Consider the following 16,201-nt stretch of genomic DNA (forward strand, 5'->3'; position numbering starts at 1 on the left):
AGTCTTTTTTAAAAGAAGATAACTTTTTATACATACTTAGCATTATGTTAGCTACAATTACACTGTTCAAAATTTTCTATATCTATGACTAAAATAATTTCTTTATTTAATAACAAAGGTGGCGTAGGTAAAACAACTACTATTTTTAACTTGAGTGCATCACTAGCAGCAGTAGGTAAAAAAGTTTTATTGATTGACTTCGATCCGCAGTGCAATCTTTCTATTGCAACGATTGGATATGATGAATTTGCTGATTACTTGGAAAGAACAGAAGATTATCAATACGGAAGAACAATCAGGGCTTTTGCTCAACCCTCTCTTCAACCTACACAGAATGCTGAAGTTTATCTTACTCAACCAAAATATCAAAAAAATATCATCAACAATCAAATTACTACTATCTATGGTCAAGCCATTATAGATGTAGTTCCAGGTGATTTTTGGTTGAATAGTTTTGCTGACACACTCACTGTTGGTACAGACGTTGTACAAGGTACTAGTTTATATCGATTTCTTATTCCTTATTTGTTAGTAGAGAATTTAAAAAAAGGCAATAAAGTTTATGACTATGTATTAATTGATTTGCCTCCATCATTTAATACGCTTGTCCGTTCTGCTTTATACTGTTCAGATTATTTCTTAGTTCCTTGTACCCCAGATTCTTTTTCTGCATACTGTGTAAGTCTGATTGGTGAAGTTTTACCAACTTTTATTGATGATTGGAACCAAGGTAAACGACGCTATGAAGTTTCAAATAGATATGACAAACTTATTCCATTAAAAGGTAAACCAAAGTTTGGTGGATGGATTTTTAATGGATTTGACACTAAAAAATACACTAGCACTGGCGAACGTAAAGAAATAGGGGCAGACCAAGTTCACTTAGACAAAATTAAAGCAACTATTAAAAACGTATTATTTCCAAAATTAGAAGCGATATCTGCTCATCAATGTGTGCCTAATTTTATAAGTCTGGAGCCAGTTGTAAAAATTGAAGATTTGAATGTTATGGCTTCGGAGATTCAAAAATTAAATGTTCCACTGAAATATCTATCAAGCCAAACCCCAACTATATTCCCATCATGGTCATTGTATCAAAAACAGTTAATGAAACGAATGGATGAGCAATATGATTTACTAGCGCAGCACATAATCAATTACTTTATTGATGAAGACTAAAATCAAAAAACTTGTGAGTAATGCTACAAATTTCCAACAAAATCATCATCCCAAACAGCGATATTGAAATTAGTGCAATTCGTTCTCAAGGAGCAGGAGGTCAAAACGTCAACAAAGTTTCTACCGCTATCCACTTGCGCTTCGATATTGGGGCTTCATCATTACCCGATTTTTATAAAGAACAGCTTTTGAAGTTGAACGACCGACGCATCACCCAGGAGGGAGTCGTCGTAATCAAGGCTCAGGAGCATCGAAGCCAAGAGCAGAACCGAGAGGAAGCGTTAAAACGACTTGAAGAACTTATTAAAAGCGTAGTTGTACTGAAAAGAAAACGCAAACCCACAAAACCGACTCGCAGTTCTCAGCAAAAACGCCTTGACCATAAAAGCAAGCGCGGACAGGTTAAGTCCAATAGACGGCAAGTCACGGATTGTTGATTCATAGATTATTAAAGAGTGAACTACCGTTTGATTTCAATGACAGCTATTTAGGGTTATCTTCAGACTTTACCAACATTTCTGCGATGACTAACCTGCGTCTATTTTTGAAATCGAAGGGAGTGGTTGAAAGAGCGATTTTCATATTTTGATAGGTTTACCAGGTAAATCAGGTTATAAGCTGGTTCAAATTCACGAACTTGCTTGAATGCCTGTCCTATTTTTCTGCTTCCAACCTTTGTTGAGTCGTACTCGTAGCTAACGTCGCGATAGTAAAGTTTCATATTCAAAACCTCTTGAATGGCTTAAGACTGGACTGTTGGTTCGTTACAGAACAAGTTTGCCGCTGTCGAAACCTTCAAGTTTATATATAGAACTACTATTTGATTTTTGAACAAAATTAGGTATTGTAGGGTGCGTTAGGATGAAATCCGTAACGCACCATTATCAAGGGTTTGGTGCCGTACTCTCGCGCTAACACACCCTTGTATTTTTTTTTAAATCAAACCGGATTCCTATAGGTATCACTGAAATTAACTGATGCAGTTTTCGCTCTCGACTTGTTGGGTGTTTATTATCTAAAGCAACTGAATATTCTTTCCGTTCCAAGTTTTGAGGGAATTGATTTGATGTGTTCACAACCTATTTATTTTTACAGGTAATGACATATCTATTTGGTGTTTGCTGAATTGGTGCAGGTTTCATTATGGGTTTAACTGTGGGATAGCAAGCGACATATACGGCAGAATCATCTGTCCAAGTTAGTAGATAAGATTTGTCGCCAAGTTTAGTCAACGTTGGTGGAATATTTGGTGCAGTAGCAAGAGCTTTTGAGTTAACTTGAGAAAGTGCAGCGATTCCCAAAGCAGAAGCGCCAATAAGTAAACTAATACCTGCTATCCACATTGTTGATAGTTTCATCCGAATTTCTCTTTCTTGTTTGACTTATTAATTGAGGGGAATTGCTTCAAAGCTTCCCTCTTGTATTTTATACAAGTGTAGGCAAAATAAACTTATGCACTTTTTAGATAGATGAACCCCTTTGCTTATAGCTGAGCGCGCAAACCAAAAGACCCAGTTACAGCGGTTTTCTGTAAGGTGGGGATTGCTCACCAATATCTCAAATGTGCGTCAGATAGGCTTTTACGGGCAATCCCCACGCTACGATTTGTGGTATAATGATGTGTAAAGCGCTGTAAAAGCGCTTTACTAATTATTTGCGATAACAGTGCTGTAACTATACCAGTCCTAAATGAACCGTGAGATTCTCTGTTTATCTTTGACAAAAATTAGCTCTTACCAATAATCCAAAAACTGCTCTGGCACTAACCTTAATTCTCCAGATTTGAAACGGTTAACATCTACCCACAGAGCAGTTTTCTGCCGCTCACCTTCAGAAAAATCTAACTTGTCAAGTTGATAAAATTTGGGGTCAACAAAGTCACTTTCAAAAAGTTGAATAATTTCGTGACCTGATTGACCGTTGAAAGTAAATATGTTTTCCAAACAGCCTAAGTAGCGAATATTTGTTAAGTCTGCTTGGATTTCTTCTTGGAATTCGCGTTTGAGTGCTTCTAAACTTGTTTCACCAAAGTCCACTCCACCGCCCATTGCACGGTAAAAAGTTTGTTGCTTGACTGGATCGTAGCCTTGAGAAACGAAGATTCGTTCGCGTAGCGTACGCTTTGCGTACTTACCATCCCGAATCAGCCCCAATGCTAGGACACGAATTTCCCCTGGTTTATGCATTTGTGTTGCTAGTTATCGTAAATAAACGAAGAACGACCATTTTCACTATCCTCGACGGACCAATCTTCATTTTCGCCGCCGATGTACAATTGCTCAATAGTGACGTATTCCTGGTTGAGCTGCTTGAGGGCGTTAATGAGAATATCGAGGGCGATCGCGTCAGAAGTTCCCAAGTCAAACCAGCAACGCGCCCATGTCCCCTCATACTCAAACTGACCCATATTGTGCATCAGCGCCAGCAAACTTTTGTCATACCCTTCGGGGTCGTAATCCATATAGCTGAGGTCTAATCCAGTTTCCTGTACCTGGAGATTTTCTGCATTAAACGCACCCAACTTGCCCAGATAAAACCAGGAATTGAAAACCTCTTCTACATACTTTTTTTCTTGTTCAGAAGGAATTGTGCTGAACTCCAACCAAATCCACAAATCAAAAGGATTAATTTCACGAAACTGTATCTGCATTTTCCTAAGATATCTAGTCTAAATCAGTCTTTCTCAAAGCTCATTGTAGAAGAGTTCATAGTCACAAGAGTGCGGCTTCCCCTAAATAAAGGTGAAGAAAGTAGGGGAAGTAGAGGAAGCACAGGGAGAAAATATTTTCCCATCTCCCTCCCTCACTCCCTCACTCCCTTACTCCTACTTAGCAGGATTACTCAAGCTTTCCGCCGCCCTCCGCCGTTCGCGCTCAATTTGTTTTGTCAAATCGCTTGGGAGTTGAGACTTCTTACTTAGGGCTTTGTCAAAATTACCAACTGCTTCTTGCATCAGTTGCGAGTTTTTCTCTTTTCTGGCTTGTTCCCGAAGGATTTGAGCTTTAAGATAATACGACTCTGGGTTATCGGGTGTCGCTTTCAAGGCACGATTGGCATACTCTAGCGCCTGAGAGTACTGTTTTAAATCCCGGTAGGCAAGGGCGATACCCCGGTCAACTAGATACTGGGGACTAGCATTTTTTTCTAGCTTTTGAATTGCCTGTTCTGGGTTCGCAAAAGGCAAATTCACCGAAAGCATTAAATCCATGTATCCCTTGAGTAAATTTAGTTCTGGATCGTTAGGTGAAACTGCTTCGGCTTTGTCCAAATGGTCATAGACTACCCGCAGCCTGCTTAAGGCTTGCGGCGCACCGCTGACTGTACCTTCACGCTGTAGAATCACTGCTCCCTCTAAAAACAGACCAACAGCAGCATACAAATTTCCGCGCAAAGGGTCACTGGAAATCAAATTTTGTGCGGTTTCTAAAGTTTTCTTGCTGTAAGTGTCTAATGTAGCCAAATCCTTATTCGTATATGCTAAGGATGCTTTCATAGCATATGCTAAAGGTTCTTTTGGCTCTGCAGATAATGCTTCTTGTAGGTAACGATCTGCACTTTGATAGTCTCCTTGTTGGAAAATGGCTTTGAATGCTGCCTCTGTTTTGTTGCCAATGTTACGAGGCTCTTTAGTCCGAAACGGGTCTGCTGCCCAAGACGGGTTTGCCCAAACATTGAGTGCCAAGGTAGCTGCAAAAGCTACCGTGACTAGGCGGTAAAGTTTTGCAGGCACAATAGTTTGCAGAACTGGGAACCGTACAGTCATTTTTGACTTCAGCATATTTACCTTTAAAAAAGTTTTATATTTTACTTATAATTCTAAAGATTATTCGCTTTAAGGTAGATCTGTTTGAGGCAATTTTTTTTATATTATATGACTTTGGTAAGTTTTCTAGGTTCCCATACTTGTTGTAGCTATTGTTCAAGAGTAATTTTGCCACAATAAAGAGAAGCAGGATGTTTCTTACTGCAAAATAGACGTTGCTGGCGGATCGAATGCGCGAAAAATTTTTCGGAACTTTGCAGTTGCTTGCAGTGTAGTTAATTAAATAAGTTGCTGACTTTTTGGTAAACTCAACAAATGCTCTATCTTAGAAATCTAACTTATCACCCTACGGCTTGCCCGACAGCTATTCTTAAATCAATCAACCTGGAATTAGAATCCAAACAACTTGGTCTGATTATCGGACCCAGTGGTTCTGGCAAAAGTACGTTACTCGAAATTTTGTCTGGACTTGCTGAACCAACATCAGGTTCAGTCTTCTGGCGCGAACAAGAACTGATAGCCGAACAGGTGCAACAATTGGCTGGCTTGGTCTTTCAATTTCCCGAGAGGCATTTTTGCGGCGGTACTATTTTAGAAGAATTGCGCTTGGGACATCCAGAGTTAGGAATAGAGCGAGTGAGGCAAGCACTAACAGAAGTAGGATTAGAGCATTTATCGCTTAGCACACCACCCCACGCTTTGAGTGGAGGTCAGCAGCGGCGTTTAGCTTTAGCAGTGCAGTTGATTCGCCAGCCACATCTATTATTATTGGATGAACCCACAGCTGGATTAGATTGGTCAATGCGTCAGCAACTGGTAACTTTATTGGCGAAACTGAAAAAAGATTGGACGCTGCTGGTTGTGACACACGATGCAGGAGATTTGTTAGCGATCGCCGACCGTTGTTGGACTCTTAAGCACGGTGAACTAGAATCAGTTGATCCAATCGCACTAGCACAAGAAAAAGAACCTCAACCAGCAGCGTGAAGTGGGAGTAGGAGGGAGAATGGGCTTACAGGTGCTTTTTGAAACATAATCAAGTCATCTTTGCTCATCTTCAGTGAGAATTTCCTGATACCAAGGCGATTCTCACAATACTGGCATATCCCACCTCATGATTTGTTGCACAATGGGTGTATCTATTGTTCACGGCAAATTAAACTACGTGCAACAGCACCTTTTGATGTCATTAAATAAATGAGTAAGTAATTATATGGCATTTTTGAAAAAGTTGTCTATCGTTATAGCTGCATTTACTGCTTTGGAAACAGTTGGAACAGCACAAGCAGCATTAGTAGTGAACTCAGAGTCAGCCGTTGTCAATCCTAATACTCAGCAAGTATTGTTCACAATAGATTTTAATGAAGTTCCAAACTTTTTCTTACTTGATGCCTATAATCGCCAAGCCGACTCGTTTCAGTACTTTATTGAGGCAGATGGTGAGTTACCCGTTTTTAGAGGCTCTCCATACTATAGTCAACTTGAGACAATTGTTCGCGGAGAAGAAATTCACGTTGCTGGTGACATTCGAGTTCGTAATGTCTTTCCCATCGGTTCAGATGAACCAAATTCAGGAGGGTGGGGTTCGCTTCGTGGTTCGGTGCCATACACTCTTAATGGTACTGTCCTAACATTCTCAGCACCTTTGCAACTTATCGGCGATTCAGATGGTTTGTTTAGCTACAGATTAGAATCCTACGAGTTTGGCGAATTCCGTGGTTTCAAAGATAATAAGTCTGCCATAACACAATCTGTCCCCGAACATACAAGTATCTTTGGTATATTAGCTTTCGGAGCCTTATCTACAGGCTTACTTCTGAAACGCAAACAGACATTAGCAAAGAACGTCGCAAGCCCCACGTTTCACCCGCAACGGGAGCGTGGTGGAAATAAATATCCAGTTGAAAAAGCTTAGTGCACAAGCTTTTTTTCCTTCTGCCCTTCGGGTATGTCCTATGCCTACGGCACGCTTGCGGCGTTAGCGTAAGCTTGGATCTAGAAGGCACGGACACGCTACGCGTATGCCTGCGGCATACTTTGTGCTTATCCCACTTGCTTTATGTCGGGGAATCCTTCCACCGCAGTCGCTCACCTTCTGACTTCTGCCTCCTAAGGAATTGCACTAGTTAGCAAAAAACTGGCTAATATGCAGTTGTGCTTCGCCATGATCTGGAATCCAGGTTAACCACTCGTCACGAGAAACCTGACACAGTAGTAGTGCTTCATCAAAGCTGTAGGGGTTGGGAAGTTCTGAGAGCTTTACCCAACTATTAGGTTGGAAATCCTGGAGTGATTTGAGGTCAGACTTGCTTGACCAATCCAGATTGTGCCATGCAAGGCGTGTAGCACAATCTGGTTTACTTGAATCTAGTTTCATGGCTCTACCTAGCCTTGACTAATGGGCTAATACAAAATTATTTCTGTAACTAAGACTACAAAATTAATCATACTTTTGGAAAGCGACTGTTTTATAACTTTACGTTTGTCGTTGCAAGTGTTTGGTTGTGTTGCAAGCTAGCTCGGGTGAGACTTTGTGGGGGGTAGACTGGTAACTGAATCAAATTCCCCGGTTATAAATCCCATAAGGTATGACAACAACTCCTTTACCGTCGCTGCGCGAGCAACAACATCCGCTGATTCGTCAACTAGCAGATTGTATAGAAGCAACATGGCAAAAGCATTTAGACTTATCGCCCTATCATTTGCCTGGTGAGTTTGGGTATGTGGAAGGTCGGCTAGAGGGCGAGAAACTGACGATTGAAAACCGCTGTTATCAAACACCCCAGTTCCGCAAAATGCATCTAGAACTGGCAAAGGTGGGAAATATGCTGGATATCTTGCACTGCGTGATGTTTCCCCGTCCAGAATATGACATACCAATGTTTGGTTGCGATTTAGTGGGAGGGAGAGGTCAAATTAGTGCGGCGATCGCAGACCTTTCTCCAGTCAACTCCCAACACACTCTACCAGAATCATATACTTCTGCACTGGCGGCACTACCTCAGTTAAACTTTTCCCAACCGCGAGAATTACCTGAGTGGGGAAACATTTTTTCAGAATTTTGCATTTTCGTGCGTCCCGGTTCCCCTGAAGAAGAAAGTCTATTTCTCTCTCGCACACGGGAATTTTTAGAAATACATTGTACGCAAGCTAGCATCTCTCAACCAGTTCCATCTCAACAGGTGGTGCAAAATTTAGCCGGACAACGCAACTACTGTACTAAACAGCAGCAAAACGACAAAACCCGCCGCGTACTGGAAAAAGCTTTTGGTCCAGATTGGGCAGAACAATATATGACGACAGTATTATTTGATATACCAGATTAGCCATGACAAATGACTAAAAAGTTATTTTGTACGGTTTGGTAGCAATGTTGACATCTCCCCTCACTAGAAGTAAGGGGATTCTAAACTGATGTTGCTACGGGGGCTAGAAGCGCCCCTGCGCAACGTTTACGATATGATCTGTTTAATCGCGTAAACAAATCAAATCGTTGTGGCACTGTCAAAGATGCCCTACCCACCTCGACTAGGTTTAAACCTAGCTGTGTGGCTACTTTTCTCATGATGTTGGCGCTCCCATTGCAATCTGCATTGATGAGATGACCATCACGACTCCGGTACAGTCCGCGCTTCACCCTATCACCCGATGGTTTCCACCCCACGGGTTTTTCACCGTGTTTAGGTAAAGAATCACCGTCAAGAAATGACGCTTTTGACGTGTACGCTTCTTCCGTAACTGTCAAGACAATTCCATACTCTTTACAGAGTTGTTTAAGCCGCTCAATTAGCCGTCCTGTGGGGATGACAACAAAGTTTTGGTTGTTGCGTTTTCCCATGTTGGAACCGCTTTTTTGACCTTCATTCCAACCGACAATAATATTTCCAACTCGGTCATTTAAGCATTGATTTACGATGAATCGTGCTGCTTTGTTTACGGCGTCACGCATCTGGTTGTTTCGTTTGCACTGTACCCGGTCAAGGTTGGAGTCCCAGTAAAATTCAGATTTCCCTTGTTTGTACTTGGCGACTAGGCGGCAGTAACCCTGGTTGATGTTTTTTAGCTTGCGACCGTCGATAATCAAGCTTTTGCCATGAGTCGAGACACCTGTAAGCCAGTTGGTTCCACCGTGGTCAAATGACCATGCGTGGGTATAGTCAAGGTTTGGGTTGTTGTCAACTGGCTCTTTGCCGTCGTCAATCACCCAGTCAATCCACATTTCTCCGAGCCGAGGACGTACCGTGACTTCTCGCACCCAGTCCGAGTCAATGAAATCAGGTAGTTGCAGCTTAATCTCGGTCAGTAGGTGAGGTTTTGTGTCACGGCTAATTGACGGGTAAAAGCAGCCATCTTTGTAGTTAAGCGCTTGTCTTGGAAACGTCACAGCCGCAAGCCCACCACGCTTTCTGTACTTTGGCAATGAAGGTTTATCAACCTCACCTTTGTAGTACTTTTGCACCAAACCGTTGTAACCAACAATTGACTCACCTACCGTCTTTAAAGTCTGTTGTGCAGACTGGGCTGCCATTGCCTTGTAGTGAGGACTGTCTTTAAGGGCTTTGTCTAGTCCTGGGTAAGTAGTATCACACTTATATGTCTTCCAGCCATAGCGTAATTCATCACCACGCCAGTAGAGCGTGAATGCGTCACCTTGTTGCTCTAACTTGCTGTAATGGCTTTGACGAGTATGGTAGATTGCTGAATTTGTCAGACTGTTGGCGTGTTCACACTGGTTAACCCAAAACGCTAGCTCAACATCCGTAAACTTTGCTTTAACTGGTATTGCTCGGTACATCTTGTCATCAGTTTTTGTTGTTAATTATAGTAGTTACTATACAATATATCAACAAAGTTCCGGATAATGGCAAGCCTTTCTAAAGAAGATCACGAGTACAGACGTACCGAAAACTCTGTTTCCAGCGTCAATTACCACTTTGTGTTTGTACCGAAACGACGAAGACCCGTGTTAGTCAGCAAAGTGGCTCAAAGATTGCAGGAAATCATATTTGAATTGGTACAAGAGCATAACTGGCGGTTGATTGCCCTGGAAATCCAGCCAGACCACGTGCATATGTTCATCAACGCTCCAACAGATGAAGCCCCAGCCAAAATTGCTATGTGGGTCAAAGGAAGGGCATCTCACCACTTGAGGAAGGAATTCCCCGAATTAAAAAAACTACCTGCTTTATGGACACCGACCTATTTTGTAGCGTCAACAGGTCAAGTCAGCACTGAGGTAGTTAAAAAGTATATTGAGAATCAACGCGGAAAGTAGAGAAACTTAGGACTGAAGTCCTACGAATCGGGTTTCATCCCCCGGCTAAAAGCACAGATGTAGTTTTCCTTCGTACGTCAAACTACATCTTCGGGGGTTCTCACCCTCTCGCTCTCACCTGATAGATTATGCTTTGTCGGGTAAGGTTGCCTTGGTTACTAGGGTCACCCGACAGATTGGAATTGGTGCAGCGATGCTCCGGAGGAGCCGCCTTTCCTGCGGAACGCAACGCGTTGGCACAAGCCTCCGCAGGACTTACGGCGATCGGAACATTATGATCCGGGCTTTGAGGGACGGCTCCTTTTCCCTTGCTCTTAGTAGTGAGGGGATTGCTATCGCGTATGCCCTGTTTGTTCAGGGATGTACAGCGTAACACCGTCAGCACAGCAATCTGTTTGTAGAGTTGAGCAACTGTTCGGTTTTCACCTACCAAGCTACCCAACTCAGCTGATTTTCGGATACTGTCACCAGCATCGCAGGAACAGGCTGGACTCTTCGGTTGCACCCTCGACAGATTCCCACCTGCCGACTCTCGCGGTGAAGAGACCTCCCAACCCCACAGGCGACACGAAAACCAATATTGTTGTTGATGTTGTCGCGCTCCGCCCTATTGTTGTTGTTGCGGGACGCGGAACGGCAGTTTTTAGGATTGTTGATCCAGGAACCGCCCCGCAGTCGGGTTCGCCTATCCCTTCTCTACTCTCTCGACCAAGCGAGAAAAGTAAATATCTGTTGGCGCAGCTGCCAAGTGTCTCCATGCTCTAAATGAGCAAACCAACTTTGTATCGATTGATTCACTTTTTCCCGGTCAATTATACCCTGAGCATAGTCTGTTTGCAAGCGTTTGAGTCTCCGCCTTGCTTGATGTAAATTACTATTTCGCACCCGAATTCTATCTGGAAAGATTCTAAATCCTAAAAAACTTGCACCTATTTTTGTTTCAAATAATTGGCTTTTAATTGGATGAATTTGCAACCTCAATTGCGCTAAATATTCTTCTATAGCTAATCGTGCTGCGGCTAAAAATTGCCAGTCATCCGAGAACAAGGCAAAATCATCGACATAGCGCACATATTTGCTAACTTTTAGCTGCTCTTTCACAAAATGGTCAAAGCCATTTAAAAAAATATTCGCAAAAAATTGACTGGTTAAATTACCTATTGGCAAACCTCGTCTCCGAGTTACAGGAGTGAGTAAATCATCTCCAGGAAAATAATCAATTACTGTTTCTTGCTCGTTACTATTGTTTATAATGGTATCAATTAACCACAACGTATCATGGCATTTTATTTTGCGGCGCAGTAATTGTTTTAATATTATATGGTCAATACTAGGAAAGTATTTTTTGATATCGCACTGAAGTACATAGCGACTGTTACGGGCAAAGTGAGTAAATTTTCTTAAGGCTCGATGGGTTCCAAAACCAAGTCGGTTAGCGTAAGAGTCGTGGATGAATGTTTTCTCGAAAATTGGCACAATGATGTTGCACAGCGCATGATGAACAACTCTATCTCGATAGGGTGCGGCTGAGATGAGGCGACTTTTGGGATTTGTGAGGTGAAATGTTCGGTAACTTCCAGGCTGATAAGTTTTATTTGTTAGTTCTTCTTGTAATTTAATTAATTCGGTTTCGAGATGATAGTTAAAATCTAAAACATTGTCCCGAAATCGTTTACCTCTTTGTGCCTGACGAGTTGATAAAAGTAGGTTTTCAAATTCAATAATTTGAGGGTAGAGACTACCATAACGCTTCATCTTTCTCTATCTCTTTGTTTTTTAATCCAGCCACCTAGCTCTGTACCAATTTCATCTATCAGTTTAATTGCATATTCATATCGGTGTACAGAGAAAAATTGAAAGTCAAGTAACATTCGTGTCTGATAGCGTAAAATGTCCAACTGAGTATTTAAAGGTTCTAATTGAGAAAGTTTATTTTTGGCGTATTTAGCTTGAATTAATCCCTCTAATAAATCGTATAACCCATTGATTATTCTGTCTCCTAAACTAAACTTATGAATTTTGGGTAATCGCTCCAGAATTGGCACATACCATTTGATACAATCATAAGTCTTTTGGATGACAGATAGTTCTTTCATTTTTTAATTATTTATTATTTTTATTTTTTATTTCTTTATAAAGATTCATATTTGGCTAAAAAAATCGAGCCGCCTGACGGCGGAAAAGAGAAAAAAGAAAAAGTGTAAAGGGCAAAAGGACTAAAGTATAAAGGGCTACTAAAGAATCCTCCCAACCCCACAGGCGACACGAAAACCAACATCGCTGTCGATGACGTCGCGCTCCGCCCTACCGTTGTCGTGGCGGGACGCGGAACGGCAGTACCTAGGATTGAAGAACCAGGAACCGCCCCGCAGCACGGCTCTTCCTTGTTTTTGGGAAATATTATCATTATCGTCAAACCAAGGACTGCCATCTGTTGGCGCTCCTTCATAGTTATTGTGCCAATCATCCAGACACCATTCCCACACGTTTCCGTGCATATCGTATAACCCAAAGGCGTTTGCTACGCCAAAGCTTCCTACTTCTGTTGTTTCCTTTCGAGAAATTCCTTTTGGTCCCCAGCCATAAGAACCTGACCATTTATTTTCTTTGTCATCTGTACCGTCGTAGTTGGCGACATCAGTTGTAATTGTTTCGCCAAAGTGGAATGGGGTAGTAGTTCCGGCACGACAAGCATATTCCCATTCCGCTTCACTGGGGAGGCGGTACTGTCTTTTTGTGTGGGAGGTGAGGCGCTGGCAAAACTCAATCGCATCGTACCAGGAAACTTGTTCTACTGGTCGATTATCTCCTTTGAAACGTGATGGGTTAGACTTTAGCTCTCTGTTGACTTGGGGTAGTGCTGCTACTGCTCTCCACTGTGCTTGAGTGACAGGATATTTACTCATAAAAAAAGTAGGAACCGTTACTTCGTGTTGGGGGCGTTCCCAGTCGCTGCTACCTTCTTCCGTTTCTGGAGCGCCCATGATAAAACTGCCACGCCGCAGCAGCACCATCTCTAGGGTAATTCCATTACCCAAGTCTTCGCGAAAACATTGCGCTGTCTGTTGTTCAGTAAGTATTTTTACCATTTATTTGTATTTGATTCCTTTTGCTTAACTTTCTTGCTCAATTAATGTTTATTTTGTTTCCAGGCTTGGCTTGATTTGAAAAAAAATTTATAACGCTCCGCTAACAAAGGGTAAAAAAACAAGAGTAAAGGGCAAAAGAAATAAAGTATAAAGGGCTACTGAAAAGACCTCCCAACCCCACAGGCGACACGAAAACCAATAACGTCGTGGATGCCGTCGCGCTCCGCCCCATTGAAGTCGTAGCGGGACGCGGAACGGCAGAACTTAGGATAGAAGATCCAGGAACCGCCCCGCAGCACGGCTTCTCCTTTTTTTTGGGAAATATTATCATTATCGTCAAACCAAGGACTGCCATCTGTTGGCGCATCTTCATAGTTATCGTGCCAATCGTCGAGACACCATTCCCACACGTTACCGTGCATATCATATAACCCAAAAGCGTTAGCTACTCCAAAACTCCCTACTTCTGTTGTTTCTTCTCGATAAATTCCTTTTGACCCTCGCCCATAAGTTTCGGTAGCATCATAATTGGCTAATTCCGACGTAATTGTTTCGCCAAAATGAAATGGTGTTGTTGTTCCAGCGCGACAAGCATATTCCCATTCCGCTTCACTAGGGAGGCTGTAGGGTCTGCCTGTATATTGAGATAGACGCAAGCAAAATTCAACTGCATCGTACCAAGAAACACACTCTACTGGTCGATTTGCGCCTTTAAAATCAGATGGATCTTGATCTAGCTCCCGGTTCACCTGGGGTAACTGCGCCACAAATCGCCACTGCGCTTGAGTGACTGGATACTTAGCCAAGAAAAAGGGCTGCACAGTGACTGTATGCCGGGGACTCTCACTGTCATCACGTTCCGGCTCATCTGGTGGTGACCCCATTTCAAAAGTTCCTCCGGGAATTGCCACCATCTCTATTAAGAGTGCTGATGGTTTTCCTGCGGTTTCACCGAGAAACTCTGCAAAATAAAATGCTTGCTTTCGTTCTTTATTAATGACTTTTCCACGAGCATCAACTGTTACTGTGTCAAACTCAAAAGTTTGCAACTCTTCCCCAGCTTCATCGTCTGGGATTATAGCTGCCACGTCAAACTCAAAAGTTTGCAACGAAACTCCCATCGCTGCGGCAATTTCTTTCTCCTCTTCATCCTGTATGGGTTCGCCATCAAATATCTGCTGTGACCATTGCAACAACAACGGCTCAAAACCCTTTTCCGATAACAGGTCGGCATAACTTTCTACTAATACTGCCCATCTGATACGCTCTTTAGCATCTGTGGAGGCTGTCAACTTTTGTAACTCTTGTTTGATAGCCTTAATTACTTCTTCTTCATCTGAGCTAAAGTATGCTAATGCTGTCCAGTCTGGGCGTTGTCCAAATACCAAAGCACGGTCATTATTTTCAACCTGCAAGCGACTGCGAATATACTCACACATAAAATTCGCCAGTTCCTTGAGTCGCTTTTCCCCAAACTGTTCGCACAAACGACGAAGTAAGCCATCTCTGGTTTTGGCTTCCATTTCATACAAATCATAGCCTGCGGGTTGGCATAACCCTGATAGCAGCACATCAGCAACAGCATACCAAGGGACATCAGGCAAAAAATTTTCACGCAAACAGTAGAGTAAATCTGAAGTGAGAGTAAGGGGGAAAGCAGCATGGCAAGCCAATAAGAGCGCATTCGTTCCGTAGCGTCCTTCAAAAACCCGAATGCGGCGAGTTGTCAAATCCTCTCTGTTGTTGGGCTGAGTTACAAATGGGAGTACATTTGCCATATCTGAATCATATTCTCCTGTGGAATTGCCCGTGCTGCTGTTAGTAGACTCGCTCTTTCATAAGTTAACATCTTGCCATTGAGTACCGCGTCGATTGTCCAGGCTGGAGTTTGCTCCCAGCGTTGAAGCGGTAAAGGATTAAGCCAGATTAATTGGCGAATACAAGGTGATAATGCTGTCAAAAATTTGGATATTCCTTCTATTCGTTCTTGGCTGTAAGTTGCTGTTGCAGCTCCAGCATCACTTAAAATTAAGGCAACTGTGCGCTGACGATGCAATTTTGGCAAGATGTCAGTTAGAGGTTGTGCAATAGCCGGACGATGCCAATGATAAAGATATTCGTCGGGATAGCTGGTAAATCGATAAATCCGGGCGGGGGTAATGCGAGCTTCTTCAACTGCTTGGATAAAAGGCGCAAAGGCAGGAAAAAATGGGATCATTGTCGGACTATCATCTATTAATAATAAAAGTTCAGTCCGTCGCACCCGTACCGGACGCATTACCACATCAGTAAAAATACCTTCGCGTTCTATTTGGTAAAGAGTGGCTTCGATATCTAATTCATAGTCCCATCCAACCTGCTTTGCTTGTCGCAGTAACCGCCAACTCACCAGAACATCTGACAGTTGAATGGGAAAATCAGTAGGAGTGACGTGAAAATCATTCCTGGTATTTTGAAAAGTAAAAGAAGCTGGTTTACTTTGAACAGCAACTGGAACTTGCAGTTCACCGGGTTTTTGAGTTGAAGGACTTCTTTTTCTGGGTGGAATTTGGGGCAGATTTGATGGTGGTTTTGGTGGTGGAGTTTTTTGTGTTGGTTCTGGAGGTGGTTTATCGGGCTGCACGGGCATTTTATTCTGATACTGTTGGATATAGCGGTCAAAAGTGCGGTCAAAAATATTAGCATCATCGCCAGCGCAGGATTTGACCCACAATAACCGACAGACTCGCTTGATATCTTGCCATCCCCCTAAACCATAACCTTGAGCAAGTGCTTGCCGTAATAAATCATATTGTTCCAGTGTTAAAGTCATTCCAGCTTCTCGCAACTTTTGGAACAAATCTAGTAATAATGAATCGATTAAGACGGACTGAGAACTGCTCATAATGGTCAGGT

Annotated in this window: 19 protein-coding genes; 6 read left to right on the plus strand and 13 right to left on the minus strand. The window is 42.5% G+C overall.

Features of this window, described 5'->3' with window-relative positions:
- The first annotated feature begins 84 nt into the window (after positions 1-84).
- Complete coding sequence (locus AACT52_RS18085) at positions 85-1,179, plus strand: ParA family protein (protein WP_073626849.1); 1,095 nt, start codon at positions 85-87, stop codon at positions 1,177-1,179.
- Positions 1,180-1,199: 20 nt separating this feature from the next.
- The gene (gene arfB, locus AACT52_RS18090) at positions 1,200-1,616 is read left to right on the plus strand and encodes an alternative ribosome rescue aminoacyl-tRNA hydrolase ArfB (RefSeq protein ID WP_073626860.1); all 417 of its coding nucleotides are present in this window, start codon (positions 1,200-1,202) and stop codon (positions 1,614-1,616) included.
- A gap of 101 nt (positions 1,617-1,717) precedes the next feature.
- On the opposite strand, the gene AACT52_RS18095 is transcribed toward arfB, so the two are convergent.
- From AACT52_RS18095 to AACT52_RS18115, 5 genes are all read right to left on the minus strand, one after another.
- Positions 1,718-1,900, minus strand: a complete 183-nt coding sequence (locus AACT52_RS18095) for a hypothetical protein (RefSeq protein WP_073626862.1) — start codon at positions 1,898-1,900, stop codon at positions 1,718-1,720.
- A 358-nt stretch (positions 1,901-2,258) separates the two neighbouring features.
- Positions 2,259-2,537, minus strand: a complete 279-nt coding sequence (locus AACT52_RS18100) for a hypothetical protein (protein ID WP_073626864.1) — start codon at positions 2,535-2,537, stop codon at positions 2,259-2,261.
- A gap of 375 nt (positions 2,538-2,912) precedes the next feature.
- A complete protein-coding gene (locus AACT52_RS18105) occupies positions 2,913-3,365 on the minus strand; it encodes an NUDIX hydrolase (protein WP_073626866.1) in 453 nt (150 codons plus the stop codon).
- An 8-nt stretch (positions 3,366-3,373) separates the two neighbouring features.
- On the minus strand, positions 3,374-3,829 hold the full coding sequence (locus AACT52_RS18110) for a DUF3531 family protein (RefSeq protein ID WP_041040136.1): 456 nt from the start codon (positions 3,827-3,829) through the stop codon (positions 3,374-3,376).
- 174 nt (positions 3,830-4,003) lie between these two features.
- A complete protein-coding gene (locus tag AACT52_RS18115) occupies positions 4,004-4,942 on the minus strand; it encodes a Sll0314/Alr1548 family TPR repeat-containing protein (protein WP_073626868.1) in 939 nt (312 codons plus the stop codon).
- A gap of 315 nt (positions 4,943-5,257) precedes the next feature.
- Between AACT52_RS18115 and AACT52_RS18120 the strand changes: the two genes are divergently transcribed.
- Positions 5,258-5,929 (plus strand): ABC transporter ATP-binding protein, encoded by a 672-nt coding sequence (locus AACT52_RS18120; protein WP_073626870.1) that lies wholly within the window; start codon positions 5,258-5,260, stop codon positions 5,927-5,929.
- A gap of 226 nt (positions 5,930-6,155) precedes the next feature.
- Complete coding sequence (locus AACT52_RS18125) at positions 6,156-6,857, plus strand: hypothetical protein (protein ID WP_073626872.1); 702 nt, start codon at positions 6,156-6,158, stop codon at positions 6,855-6,857.
- Positions 6,858-7,064: 207 nt separating this feature from the next.
- On the opposite strand, the gene AACT52_RS18130 is transcribed toward AACT52_RS18125, so the two are convergent.
- Positions 7,065-7,319, minus strand: a complete 255-nt coding sequence (locus AACT52_RS18130) for a hypothetical protein (RefSeq protein WP_073626874.1) — start codon at positions 7,317-7,319, stop codon at positions 7,065-7,067.
- A 211-nt stretch (positions 7,320-7,530) separates the two neighbouring features.
- Here AACT52_RS18130 and AACT52_RS18135 point away from each other — a divergent pair, with 211 nt between their 5' ends.
- Positions 7,531-8,268 (plus strand): phycocyanobilin:ferredoxin oxidoreductase, encoded by a 738-nt coding sequence (locus AACT52_RS18135; RefSeq protein WP_073626876.1) that lies wholly within the window; start codon positions 7,531-7,533, stop codon positions 8,266-8,268.
- Positions 8,269-8,348: 80 nt separating this feature from the next.
- Here the strand turns inward: AACT52_RS18135 and AACT52_RS18140 are convergent, their stop codons facing one another.
- Positions 8,349-9,737, minus strand: a complete 1,389-nt coding sequence (locus AACT52_RS18140) for an RNA-guided endonuclease InsQ/TnpB family protein (RefSeq protein WP_073626878.1) — start codon at positions 9,735-9,737, stop codon at positions 8,349-8,351.
- A gap of 66 nt (positions 9,738-9,803) precedes the next feature.
- Between AACT52_RS18140 and tnpA the strand changes: the two genes are divergently transcribed.
- The gene (tnpA, locus tag AACT52_RS18145) at positions 9,804-10,217 is read left to right on the plus strand and encodes an IS200/IS605 family transposase (protein WP_073626880.1); all 414 of its coding nucleotides are present in this window, start codon (positions 9,804-9,806) and stop codon (positions 10,215-10,217) included.
- Between the two features lie 100 nt (positions 10,218-10,317).
- Here tnpA and AACT52_RS18150 read toward each other — a convergent pair whose 3' ends face one another.
- The 6 genes from AACT52_RS18150 to AACT52_RS18175 form a co-directional block, all read right to left on the minus strand.
- Entirely contained in the window at positions 10,318-10,722 is a 405-nt protein-coding gene (locus AACT52_RS18150) for a hypothetical protein (protein WP_073626882.1), read from the minus strand.
- Between the two features lie 191 nt (positions 10,723-10,913).
- Positions 10,914-11,972 (minus strand): RNA-directed DNA polymerase, encoded by a 1,059-nt coding sequence (locus AACT52_RS18155; protein ID WP_073626884.1) that lies wholly within the window; start codon positions 11,970-11,972, stop codon positions 10,914-10,916.
- Positions 11,969-12,313, minus strand: coding sequence for a diversity-generating retroelement protein Avd (gene avd / locus AACT52_RS18160; protein WP_073626886.1), 345 nt, complete (start codon positions 12,311-12,313; stop codon positions 11,969-11,971). Before avd ends, AACT52_RS18155 begins: the two co-directional genes overlap by 4 nt.
- Before the next feature lie 138 nt (positions 12,314-12,451).
- Complete coding sequence (locus AACT52_RS18165) at positions 12,452-13,306, minus strand: formylglycine-generating enzyme family protein (protein WP_073626888.1); 855 nt, start codon at positions 13,304-13,306, stop codon at positions 12,452-12,454.
- A gap of 155 nt (positions 13,307-13,461) precedes the next feature.
- On the minus strand, positions 13,462-15,084 hold the full coding sequence (locus tag AACT52_RS18170; RefSeq protein ID WP_073626891.1) for a formylglycine-generating enzyme family protein: 1,623 nt from the start codon (positions 15,082-15,084) through the stop codon (positions 13,462-13,464).
- Positions 15,060-16,190, minus strand: a complete 1,131-nt coding sequence (locus AACT52_RS18175; protein WP_073626893.1) for a hypothetical protein — start codon at positions 16,188-16,190, stop codon at positions 15,060-15,062. The genes AACT52_RS18170 and AACT52_RS18175 overlap by 25 nt, the downstream gene beginning before the upstream one ends.
- Positions 16,191-16,201: the final 11 nt, after the last annotated feature.

The sequence above is a fragment of the Scytonema sp. HK-05 genome (assembly GCF_963872035.1).
In the GTDB taxonomy this organism is placed as follows: Bacteria; Cyanobacteriota; Cyanobacteriia; order Cyanobacteriales; family Nostocaceae; genus Kalymmatonema.